Source organism: Gordonia sp. 'Campus' (assembly GCF_022206305.1).
Lineage (GTDB): Bacteria > Actinomycetota > Actinomycetes > Mycobacteriales > Mycobacteriaceae > Gordonia.
In genome coordinates this window covers 1-11,464 of record NZ_JAKOIW010000040.1, presented here as the reverse complement: position 1 = coordinate 11,464, position 11,464 = coordinate 1, and the positions used below count along the sequence as shown (strand labels likewise).

At 67.8% G+C, this 11,464-nt stretch carries 10 protein-coding genes and 1 rRNA gene; 4 read left to right on the top strand and 7 right to left on the bottom strand.

Annotation, left to right across the window (positions count from 1 at the left end; genetic code table 11):
- Positions 1 to 2,213, top strand: a 2,213-nt coding sequence (gene glgB / locus MAY35_RS23025) for a 1,4-alpha-glucan branching protein GlgB (RefSeq protein WP_238423638.1), incomplete at its 5' end; no start/stop codon positions are given.
- 27 nt (positions 2,214 to 2,240) lie between these two features.
- Here glgB and MAY35_RS23020 read toward each other — a convergent pair.
- From MAY35_RS23020 to MAY35_RS23005, 4 genes are all read right to left on the bottom strand, one after another.
- The gene (locus tag MAY35_RS23020) at positions 2,241 to 3,179 is read right to left on the bottom strand and encodes a tetratricopeptide repeat protein (RefSeq protein WP_238423641.1); all 939 of its coding nucleotides are present in this window, start codon (positions 3,177 to 3,179) and stop codon (positions 2,241 to 2,243) included.
- 94 nt (positions 3,180 to 3,273) lie between these two features.
- The gene (locus tag MAY35_RS23015; protein WP_238423640.1) at positions 3,274 to 4,410 is read right to left on the bottom strand and encodes an MFS transporter; all 1,137 of its coding nucleotides are present in this window, start codon (positions 4,408 to 4,410) and stop codon (positions 3,274 to 3,276) included.
- 92 nt (positions 4,411 to 4,502) lie between these two features.
- Complete coding sequence (locus MAY35_RS23010; RefSeq protein ID WP_238423634.1) at positions 4,503 to 4,898, bottom strand: DUF3817 domain-containing protein; 396 nt, start codon at positions 4,896 to 4,898, stop codon at positions 4,503 to 4,505.
- A gap of 61 nt (positions 4,899 to 4,959) precedes the next feature.
- Complete coding sequence (locus tag MAY35_RS23005; RefSeq protein ID WP_238423633.1) at positions 4,960 to 6,162, bottom strand: acetyl-CoA C-acetyltransferase; 1,203 nt, start codon at positions 6,160 to 6,162, stop codon at positions 4,960 to 4,962.
- A gap of 84 nt (positions 6,163 to 6,246) precedes the next feature.
- On the opposite strand from MAY35_RS23005, the gene mce reads away from it, so the two are divergent.
- Together mce and MAY35_RS22995 are read left to right on the top strand one after the other, a co-directional pair.
- On the top strand, positions 6,247 to 6,717 hold the full coding sequence (gene mce / locus MAY35_RS23000; RefSeq protein ID WP_238423632.1) for a methylmalonyl-CoA epimerase: 471 nt from the start codon (positions 6,247 to 6,249) through the stop codon (positions 6,715 to 6,717).
- Positions 6,718 to 6,913: 196 nt separating this feature from the next.
- Complete coding sequence (locus MAY35_RS22995; RefSeq protein WP_238423630.1) at positions 6,914 to 7,882, top strand: hypothetical protein; 969 nt, start codon at positions 6,914 to 6,916, stop codon at positions 7,880 to 7,882.
- Positions 7,883 to 7,886: 4 nt separating this feature from the next.
- On the opposite strand, the gene nucS is transcribed toward MAY35_RS22995, so the two are convergent.
- Together nucS and glsA are read right to left on the bottom strand one after the other, a co-directional pair.
- Positions 7,887 to 8,570: an endonuclease NucS gene (gene nucS, locus MAY35_RS22990; RefSeq protein ID WP_238423628.1), complete on the bottom strand. Its 684-nt coding sequence runs from the start codon at positions 8,568 to 8,570 to the stop codon at positions 7,887 to 7,889.
- A 68-nt stretch (positions 8,571 to 8,638) separates the two neighbouring features.
- A complete protein-coding gene (gene glsA, locus MAY35_RS22985; protein WP_238423627.1) occupies positions 8,639 to 10,072 on the bottom strand; it encodes a glutaminase A in 1,434 nt (477 codons plus the stop codon).
- A gap of 151 nt (positions 10,073 to 10,223) precedes the next feature.
- Between glsA and MAY35_RS22980 the strand changes: the two genes are divergently transcribed.
- Positions 10,224 to 11,105 carry a universal stress protein gene (locus MAY35_RS22980; protein ID WP_238423625.1) on the top strand — a complete coding sequence of 294 codons (882 nt, stop codon included), beginning with the start codon at positions 10,224 to 10,226 and terminating at the stop codon, positions 11,103 to 11,105.
- Positions 11,106 to 11,171: 66 nt separating this feature from the next.
- Here MAY35_RS22980 and rrf read toward each other — a convergent pair.
- Positions 11,172 to 11,288, bottom strand: a 5S ribosomal RNA gene (gene rrf / locus MAY35_RS22975).
- Positions 11,289 to 11,464 lie beyond the last annotated feature (176 nt).

Genomic DNA, 11,464 nt, shown 5'->3' with positions numbered 1-11,464 from the left:
GAGCCACACCGTCCGATCCGCCGGACCCCCGCGCGTCCGACCACGACCTGAACCGCCTCGCCGCGCAGACGCACCCCGACCCACACGCCTTCCTCGGCGCCCACGACGCCCCGGGTGGCACCACGATCCTGCGCACGCTCCGCCCGAATGCGCTGGAGGTGTCCGCACTCATCGGCGGCGTCGATCACCCGATGACCCGCCAGACCGACGACCTCTGGGTCGTCACGGTGCCGATCGCCGACCTCATGGACTACCGGTATCGCGTCACCTATCTCGACTCCTCAGGCGGCACAGAGGAATTGGTCGTCGCCGACGGATATCGGTTCCTGCCCAGTCTCGGCGACATCGACATCCACCTGTTCAGTGAGGGTCGCCACGAGGCGCTCTGGAACGCTCTCGGCGCACGGGTGACCTCCTACACCACCCCCGACGGCGTCGTGGAGGGCACCGCCTTCTCGGTGTGGGCACCGAATGCCCACGGCGTCACCGTCATCGGCGACTTCGACGAGTGGACCGGTCGCGTCGCCCCGATGCGCAAGATCGGGTCGAGCGGGGTGTGGGAGGTGTTCGTCCCTGGCGTCGGCGACGGAGCCCATTACAAGTTTCGCGTGCACGGCGCCGACGGGATCATCCGTGAGAAGGCCGACCCGATGGCATTCCGCACGACCCCGCCTCCGGCCACGGCCTCGAGGGTCACCGTGTCGCAGCACGTCTGGACCGACGACGCCTGGATCGCCCGGCGCGAGCAGTCGGCACCCGAACGCGAACCGATGAGCGTCTACGAGGTGCATCTGGCGTCGTGGCGCGAGGGCCTCGGCTATCGCGAGCTCGCGCACGAGCTGGCCGACTACGTGGTCGAGAAGGGCTTCACCCACGTCGAGTTCCTGCCCGTCGCCGAACACCCCTTCGGCGGTTCGTGGGGTTATCAGGTCACGTCGTACTACGCGCCGACGGCACGCTTCGGAACACCCGACGACTTCCGGTATCTGGTGGACCACCTCCACTCGCGGGACATCGCGGTCATCGTCGACTGGGTGCCCGCCCACTTCCCCAAGGACGACTGGGCACTGGCGCGGTTCGACGGCACGCCGCTCTACGAACACGCCGACCCGATGCGTGGCGAGCAACTCGACTGGGGCACCTACGTCTTCGACTTCGGCCGGTACGAGGTGCGCAACTTCCTCGTGGCCAATGCGCTGTTCTGGTTCAGCGAGTTCCACATCGACGGCCTCCGGGTGGATGCCGTCGCGTCGATGCTGTACCTGGACTACTCACGGCCCGCCGGCCAATGGCGCCCGAACATCCACGGCGGGCGGGAGAACCTGGAGGCGGTACAGTTCCTCCAGGAGACCAACGCGACCGTCCACAAGCATTTCCCGGGCGTGATCACCGTCGCCGAGGAGTCCACGGCGTGGCCGGGCGTCACCCGCATGACCGATCTGGGCGGGCTGGGGTTCAGTTTCAAATGGAACATGGGCTGGATGCACGACACCCTCGACTACCTCTCGCGCGACCAGATCCACCGCAGCTTCCACCATCACGAGATCACCTTCTCTCTGATGTACGCGTGGAGTGAGAACTTCGTGCTGCCGCTGTCGCACGACGAGGTCGTGCACGGCAAGGGCACGCTCTGGACCCGGATGCCCGGCGATTCGTTCAGCAAGGCCGCGGGTGTCCGGGTCTACCTGGCCTTCATGTGGTCGCACCCGGGCAAGCAGCTGTTGTTCATGGGCCAGGAGTTCGGTCAGACCGCCGAGTGGGCCGACAACCGCAGCCTCGACTGGCACCAGCTGCAGGGGTGGGAGGGCGAACTCCACTCGGGCATCTCCGCGTTGGTCACCGACCTGAACCGGATCCACCGTTCGACTCCCGCACTCTTCACCCAGGACATCGATCCGCTCGGCTTCGAGTGGATCGACGCCAACGACACCGCCAACAACGTCATCAGCTTCCTGCGATACGGCTCCGACGGGTCGGTCGTCGCGTGCGTGTTCAACCTGAGCGGCGCGGATCGCGATGACTACCGCGTCGGGCTCCCCCTGACCGGGGTCTGGGACGAGATCCTCAACACCGACGCCGACGCCTACAGCGGTGGTGGCCGGGGCAACATGGGGTCGGTGACCGCCGACGGGCCGTCGTTCCACGGCCGTCCGACCTCGGCCCGTGTCATGCTCCCCGCGAACTCCGCGATCTGGCTGGCTCCCCGCGGGTGATTCCCGCGGGGACCGCAGCCCCCGGGCTCAGTAGAGAGCGCTGGCGAGCTTGCGACGCGCGCTGACGACGAACGGCTCGGCGGGATCGAAGAGTTCGAAGAGCTCGAGCAACCGGGTGCGGGCACGGGTGCGCTCCTCACCGTTGGTCACCCGCACGACGTCGATGATGCGATCGAACGCGGCCTCGGGCTGCTGGGACAGCAGGAGAACGTCCGCGGCGGCGAGCTGGGCGTCCACATCACGCGGTGACGCCGTCTCGACGATCGCCGGGTCGTGCGCCTGCGCGCGCAGGATGAACTCGAGATTGCGTGCGGCGGAGGCCGCCTCGACATTGTCCGGCTCGGCCTCGGCGACCGCCCGGTAGTCGGCCAGGGCGCCGTCGAAGTCGCCGTCGTTGAGCTTCGCCTCCGCGGCGAGCAGCCGCGGATCCTCCGGTTCCGGTTCGGGGGCCGCGCCTTCGGGCGCCCCGGGGAGCGCATCGCCGATCTGCGCGAAGATGTCGTCGATCCACTGGATGATCTCGGCTTCGGACCGCACACCGTTGAACGCGGTGATCGGCTGCCCCTGCACGATGGCGACGACCATCGGGATCGACTGCGCGCGGAATGCCTGCGCGATACGCGGATTCGCGTCGACGTCGACCTTCGCGAGAACCCAGCGCCCGCCCGACGTGCCGGCGAGTCGTTCCAGGACGGGTGAGAGCTGCTTGCAGGGCCCGCACCACTCGGCCCAGAGGTCGACGACCACGAGCTGCTGCATCGAGCGGTTGAGGACCTCGGCCTCGAACGTCTCCTCGGTGACGTCGAGGACGGCGGCGCCGCCCGTCGGTGCCGGGGCCTGCCCACCCGGGGGCGACTGATCCTGCGGGGCGGATGCCGCCCTGGTCTGCGCGCGTTGTGCTTGTGCGCGTTCGGCTTCGGCCCGTTCCTTCAGACCGCCGAGATCGACGGCCCCGGACATGGCCATGGCGGCTGCAGCCTGCTGGCGAGCCGCCGCGGCGGCCTGCTGACGATTGGTTGGTCGCGTCACCCCTCTAGTGTGGCACGACCGCCGACAAGGCTCAGTCGGTGCCTGAGGACCGGGCTGCTGTCGGCGACGACCGCCGCGGACCGGGCGGACGGACCACCGAGGCGAGTCCGATCGCGAGGACCAGCGCGGCCACGGCTGCCAGCAGCCCGGTGTTCAGGGAGGTGCGGCTGCTGACGAACCCGACGATCGCGGGGCCGGCGAGCATCCCGAGGTAGCCGCAGCCGACGACGGCGGAGATCGTCCGCCCGCTGGCCGGCCCGGACAGGTTTCCCGCCGCGGTGAAGATCTGCGGGATCAGACCGGCCAGCCCGAGGCCGAACACACCCCATCCGACGACGGCGACGGCCGGTACGGGTGAGAGCACCGCGACGAGGATGCCCGCCGTTCCGATCAGTCCGCCGTACCGGACGACCGCGACCGGGCCGACCGAGGCCACCACCGGGTCGATGACGAAGCGCGCGATGGTCATCGTCGCGCTGAATGCGCCGAAGGCAACGGCCCCGATCGCCTCGGAGGTGCCGAACGTCTCGACGACGTGCAGCGCACTCCAGTCGTAGGCGGTGCCCTCGGCGAGCATGAGCGCGAAGGCGACGAGTGCCAGCAGGACCAGACGACGCCGATCGACGGTGCGCCACCAGTGCGCGGACGCGGGCTCGTCGGTGGTCGAGTCGGTGACCCCCACGTCACGATCGGCGAGCCCGCGTGCCGCCACCGCGACGACTCCGAGTCCCGCGACCGCCGCACATGCCACGGTCGGCACCACGCCCACGTCCGCCCACAGTGTCGCGGCGACGACCCCGGACCCGACGAGGCTGCCCGCGGAGAAGAAACCGTGGAAGGACGACATGATCGGACGACCGTAGGCCCGTTCGACGATCACCGCCTGCGCGTTCATCGACACGTCCAGGCATCCGTTGGCGAAACCGAACGCGACCAGCGCGGCAGCCAGGGTGAGCCCGTCCACGGCGAGGACCGGGGCGATGATCACGGCCGACAGCAGGACCGCCGCGCCGATGGTCACCGGCCGGGAGCCCCACCGGTCGATCAGGCGACCGCACACCTGCATGCCGACGAAGGCCGATCCGCCGAGCAGGAGGAGTAGTCCGCCGAGTTCGTCGTGCCCGACGTCGGTCCGTGCGCTGATGACCGGGATGTGCGCGACCCACATGGCCGCGAGGAACCCGTTCAACGTGAAGATCGCTCCGACGCTGCGCCGGGAGCGGCGCAGCGTCGGAGCGATCGGGGATGCGGTGGACGTGGTCAGGCGGTCGCCTGCCTGCTCGATCGACCCTCCGACAACTCGGCGAGGTGGCCGTTACGCCGTGCCCACCATTCGAAGACGATGGTGCCGAAGGGCGGGATGCTCGACGCCAGGGCGAGCAGGGTGACGATCGGGATGCCGATCCGACGCGACCCCAGCGGGAACTCCCACTTCACGGCGTTCCACTTCAGCTGGACCGCGGTGATCAGGGCGACCACCACGAAGATCACGAACACGACGCCGTGGATCATGCCCGGCTTGGCGATGGCCTCGTCGTCGTCGTTGACACGTTTGACGACCATGGCGACCAGCAGGATCGCCCAGGTGATGGCCTCCGCCACGGCGACGAGCCGAAAGCGTTTGGCCGGAGTGGTCAGGTCGAAGAAAGACAGCATGATCCTCATTGTGCCGAATCGGACATCAAACTACGACAAAGTGTCGTAGACATCTCGTCGGTCAGCTCTTGGGCACCCGGATGATGAGAGCGTCTCCCTGACCTCCGGCGCCGCACAGGGCCGCTGCGCCGGTGCCGCCGCCGCGACGCTTCAGCTCGAGCGCGACGTGCAGCGCGACGCGCGCACCCGACGTCCCGATGGGATGGCCGACGGCAATGGCGCCACCGTTGACGTTGACGATCTCGGGGTCGATGCCGAGTTGCTTGGTCGAGGACAATCCGACAGCTGCGAACGCCTCGTTGATCTCGACGAGGTCGAGGTCGGCCGGTGCGATGCCCTCGCGGTCACAGGCCTTGACGATGGCGTTGGCCGGCTGCGCCTGCAGGCTCGAGTCCGGTCCGGCGACAACACCGTGGGCGCCGATCTCGGCCAGCCACGTGACGCCCAGTTCCTCGGCCTTGGCCTTGCTCATCACGACCACGGCGGCCGCACCGTCGGAGATCTGCGACGAGTTGCCCGCGGTGATGGTGCCGTCCTTGCGGAACGCCGGACGCAGTCCGGACAGCGATTCGACGGTCGTGTTGGCGCGGATGCCCTCGTCCTCGGCGAACTCGATCGGGTCGCCCTTGCGCTGCGGGATCGACACCGGCACGACCTCGTCGTCGAACACGCCGTTCTTCCATGCAGCGGCCGCGAGCCGATGGCTGCGTGCGGCGAACTCGTCCTGCTGCTCGCGGGTGAACCCGTCGGCGTCGTTGCCCTGCTCGGTCAGCGCCCCCATCGGCTGATCGGTGAAGGCGTCGTGCAGACCGTCGAAGGCCATGTGGTCGACGAGCTCGGTGTTGCCGTACTTGAACCCGCTGCGGCTGCCCTGCAGGATGTGCGGTGCCTGGGTCATCGACTCCTGGCCGCCGGCCACGACGCAGTCGAACTCACCGGCGCGGATGAGCTGGTCGGCCAACGCGATCGCGTCGATGCCCGACAGGCACATCTTGTTGATGGTCAGCGTGGGGACGTCCCAGCCGATACCCGCCTTCACGGCGGCCTGCCGGGCCGGCATCTGGCCCGCACCCGCGGTGAGGACCTGGCCCATGATCACGTACTGGACCTCCGACGCCGGGACACCCGAGCGCTCCAGCGCACCCTTGATCGCGACGGCACCGAGGTCGACCCCGCTGAAATCCTTGAGCGAACCCATCAGGCGGCCGAAGGGCGTGCGTGCACCGGCGACGATGACGGTTGTCGTGTCGGGAGTCGAGGACATGGGAACGAACCTCCGGGGGTCTTGTGAGGGGGTTTACCGAGCGCCCGCTCTGTGCGCTCAACACCTCAACGCTACCGTTGTCCCATGTCTTCCTCAGCAACGGACCCCAGCACCACAGCTCTCATCTCCGACCTGGTCGTCGCCATCGATCACGTCGGTATCGCCGTCCCCGATCTGGACGCCGCCAAACAGTGGTACGCGACCCACCTCGGCTTCGAGACGCTGCATCAGGAGACCAACGCCGAACAGGGCGTCGAAGAGGCCATGGTCGGCCCCGCCGGCGGGAACGGCGCGGTCATCCAGTTGCTGGCACCGCTCGACGAGTCCTCGACCATCGCGAAGTTCATCGATCGCAACGGGCCGGGCCTGCAGCAACTCGCGGTCCGCGTCACCGATGTCGACGCCGTCATGGCGCGACTCACCGAGGCCGGTGTCCGCGTCCTCTACCCGGCAGCCAAGCGCGGCACGGCGAACTCGCGCATCAACTTCGTGCACCCCAAGGATGCCGGGGGCGTGTTGCTCGAACTCGTCGAGCCCGCCGCAGACGCCCACTGAGGTCTGCGGAACTACGCAAAACCACTGCGGGTCACCGCCTTTCGCCCCGCCATCCGCCGGTGCCGTGGTGCGCCCACGACACGGCGGACGGCGCCCGATGGTCGGCATGGCGACCGCCCGGACGTCGGCAACCGGTGTCCGCGCGTCGCCGTCGACGGCGCGTCGACGCTGCACGCTCTCCGATACACTGGCCGCCATGCCAGGTCCCGCACGGCAATTGCCCTTCGCGATCGTGATGCGCGGTTATGACCGTGAGCAGGTCGCCGACCACCTTCAGCGGCTCGATGCCGAGTTGCGAGTTCTCGCCGCCGACCGCGACGCCGCCACCGCCAACGCCCACGAGTTGGCCGCACACCTCGAGGATGCGCGCGACGAGATCGCCGAGCTCCGCCGCGAGGTCGACAAGCTGTCGGTGCCGCCGACCACCGCGCAGGGGATGAGCGAGCGCCTGTCCCGCATGCTGCAACTGGCCTCCGACGAGGCGTCGGAAATGCGTGCCGAGGCGTCCGCGGAGGCAGCCGAGACCTTGTCCATCGCACGCCAGGAAGCGGCCGACATGCGTTCCTCGGCCGCGGCCGACGCGGAACGGGTCCGCGGCGAGGCACGCACGGCGGCCAAGAAGCTCGTCGACGAGGCCGCCGCCCGCGCTCGACAGGTCAAGGAGACCGCAGCGGCGAACGAGTCGGAGTCGGCTCGTCTCATCGCCGAGCGCGCCGCGGCGATGGAAGCCGAACACACCAAGACGATGTCGGCCGCCAACGACGAGGCCCGGCGCATCGTCGAGAAGGCCAAGGCCGAGGTCGCCGAACTCGAGGCCGTCAGTGCACGAGAGCGTGACAACGAACGCGAACGCCACGATGCCGAACTGGCCGATCAACGCGAACGGGCTCTCGACGAGGCGGCGCACATCCGCCAGACGGCGCTGGACATCGCCGCCGAACGTCTGAACCGCTCCCGCGAATTGGCGCAGGCGGCCGACCGGGCACGACTGGACATCGCCGCCAACCTCGGTCAGCTGCGCGACAGGCTGGCGGAGCTCCCGGCCCTGCTCGCCCAGCCCGAGGACTCGGACTTTTCGGTGCTCACCGACGCCGAGGACCTGGAGCTGCTCAACCGCAGGCTGTCTCCCGAGGCCAGGGCCGAGGAAGCACCCAGCAACGCCTGACCGGCTAGAACAGCCGGAACTCGGTGCTCTCGGCGCCCCGCAACTCGTCGTAATCGAGAACGACGCAGCGGATCCCGCGGTCCTCGGCGAGCGTCCGTGCCTGCGGCTTGATCTGCTGAGCCGCGAAGACCCCCGCCACGGGCGCGAGTGTCGTGTCCCGGTTGAGGAGCTCGAGGTAGCGCGTCAGCTGCTCGACACCGTCGATCTCACCGCGCCGCTTGATCTCGACCGCGACCGTGGCCCCCGCGGCGTCGCGGCAGAGCAGGTCGACCGGCCCGATGGCCGTCATGTACTCGCGCCGGATGAGCGTGTGACCGGGGCCGAGGGTCTCGACATGCTCCGCGAGAAGTTCTTGGAGGTGCGCCTCGACGCCGTCCTTGACCAGCCCGGGGTCGACGCCCAGTTCGTGCTCGGAGTCGTGTTCGATGGCGGCGATGGTGATCCGCAGTTCCTCGCCGGCCTTGTTCGTGACGACCCAGTAGGCCTGCGCCTGCGTACCTTCGGGGACGGCTGCCTCGGTGAGCCAGCACGGCGGGCTCATCCAGTTCAGCGGCTTGTACGCCCGGTCGTCGGCGTGCACGCTGACCGAACCGTCGGACTTGATCAGCAGTAGCCGCCGCGCCATGGGCAGGTGGGCGGTCAACCGCCCGACGTAATCGACCTGACACTCCGCGATGACGAGACGCACGTGCCCACCCTAGGCCATCGCGCCACCGATGGAGGGGACCCCCTGCACGTCCGTTCCCCGACCGCGACTCACCGGTCGTAGTAGTGCTTCAGCAAGAACGACTCGGCGTCGGTGATGGCATCGTCCATGGTCGAGTGCACATGGGGCAACGCCGGGTCGAAGCCCCGGAGTTCCTGCGGCGCAGCGAGATCGGGTACCGAAGCATCGTTGCGGTGACGGTCCACACTGGCCCGGACCACGCCGTCGGGATCGACGAGCATGGCGCGGCGCCCGCTGTCGTCGAGTCGCTGCTTCATGCTCAGCACCATGGTGCGGGCAACCGCGTCGATGACCCCGATACGGGAGATCTCGACGATCACCACGGTGTAGTCGTTCATGTCGGCTTCGAGCCGTCGGTGCACACTCTCGGCTCCGGCGAACGTCAGGTCGCCCTGCAGTTCATACACCCGGATGGTGTCCCGGCACGTGCGCAGATAGCTGCGTTCGCGCTCGGTCCACTCCTCTCCGACGGTCGTGTCCGACATGTCGTACACCGACCGGATCGTCACCCGGCTCTCGCGCGTCACGTTGAACATGTGCAGCCCGAGATCCTTGGACAACGACCGGCACACCTCGACACCGCGGACGCTGTTGCCGTGTTCGTCGAGTCGCGGCGAGTACACCCCGATGCCGAGCTGACCCGGCAACACGGCGAGGATGCCACCGCCGACGCCGCTCTTCGCCGGGAGACCGACCGTGGTGACCCAGTCCCCCGCGCCGTCGTACATCCCACACGTCGTCATGACGCTCAACAGTCGCTGCGCTGTCTCGCCGGAGAAGACCGATCGCCCCGTCCGCGGGTTCACCCCGCCGTTGGCGATGGTGGCACCGATGCCGGCGAGGTCATCGGTCGTCACGCGGATCGAGCACTGCCGGTAGTAGAGATCGAGGGCGGCATCCGGACTGGTCTCCAGCGAACCGAAACTGTCGAGCATGTAGGCGATCGCACGATTGCGTGAACCCGTCGACGCCTCCGAGGCGTACACGTCCTCGTCCATCGTCAGGCGGCGGCCCGCACAGCCCGAGTAGAACTCGAGCACCTCGGCAAACGCCGCCGCCACCGCCGACTCGTCCACGCCACGCATCGGCGGGAGGAGCATCGACGCCGCGAAGATCGCGCCCGCATTGATCATCGGATTCTTGGGCCGGCGCCGGTCGTCGACGCTGATCTCGTTGAACGCCTCCCCCGACGGTTCGACGCCGATCTTCGCGTCCACCGCGACGGCACCGTGCTTCTGCAACGCCATCGCGTACGTCAACGGCTTGGACACCGACTGGATGGTGAAGGTCGTGGACGTGTCCCCGTGGGAGTAGGTGTGACCGTCGTGAACGCAGACCGACAGGGCGTAACCATTCGGGTCGACCACGGCCAGTTCCGGGATGTAATCGGCCACCGCCCCCGATCTCTCCGATCGGCACTCATTCATGATGTGGCTGAAATATCCGTCGACGAGGGACTCCATGCCCCTATCTAAGCGGGTCCGATGCCGGGCAGGAGCACCCGACCACACGGAGCCGGAGTACCGAGGGCAATCGTCGACGCACGTCCGATCGATGCGGCGATGGCTAGGCTGGCGAAGACGGGGTCGAAGACGTTCATGTGAGGGAGAACCGATGAAGTTGCTCGTCGCATACATCGCGACCTCGGGAGGCGAGGATGCGGTCGCTCTCGGCGCCTGCCTGGCACGCACGTTCGACGCCGAGCTCGAGATCTGCATAGTCATACCGCCCCAACCGGAGAGCTCCGGAGATGCACCCGAACCCATACCCGTGGAACAGCTCACCGATGCTCTCGACAGTGCCGCACGGCAGTGGCTCGACCAGGCCGCGTCACGACTCCCGGACGACATCGAGACCACGACGACGATCGCCGAGCACGCCAACCCCGCCGAGGGACTCATCGTGCAGGCTCATCGAACCGGGGCGGACATGCTCGTCATCGGCGGCGCCGGCGGCGGTATCCGCGGGCGCCATACCCTCGGCACCGTCGTGAACGACATCCTGCATTCGTCACCGATTCCCGTGGCCGTCGCACCTCCCGGATTCGCGCATCTCGGAGCGAAGGAGGTCAGACAGATCTCCGTCGCCATCGGCCACCGGCCCGGGACACGCCTGCTGTTCGACACCGCACTCCGCAGCGGCGTACGCGCCGACCGACCGATTCGGCTCATCTCGCTCGTCGCCATCGACGACGTGCAACCGTGGCGTACAGAACCGGATCAGCACGCCGTCGACCGCGCCCGGGTGCACGCACAACAGACCTTGGACAGAGCTCGCGCGCAATTGCCACCGGAGTTCCCGGTCAGTTCGGTTGTTGCCTCGGGCACCACCATCGAAGAGGCGGTCGAGTCGCTGGAGTGGCAGGACGGCGATGTCGTCATGGTGGGTTCGAGCAGGCTGGCCGCGCCGAACACCTTGTTCCTCGGAACCACCGCCGCCAAGATCCTGCGGGCCGTGTCGATACCGATGATCGTGGTGCCCAAAGAAAGCCCGTGAAATCGCAAAGTCTCGGGAATGCAGAATGCCCCGCAACGGTGGGTTGCGGGGCATTCTGGGGGTTGTGTTCGGCGGTGTCCTACTCTCCCACACTGGTTAGGGTGCAGTACCATTGGCGCTGGAGGGCTTAGCTTCCGGGTTCGGAATGGGGCCGGGCGTTTCCCCTCCGCTATGGCCGCCGTAACTTTATGAAACACAGTCACACAACAATCGTGTTTGTTTGTTGTGTGTTGTTTCAGAAGTACATAGTGGATGCGAACACACCAAAAGGTTTTGGGTGTGTGGGTGTTGTTGGTAAGTCCTCGGCCGATTAGTACCAGTCACCTGAACACATTGCTGTGCGTACAGTTCTGGCCTAT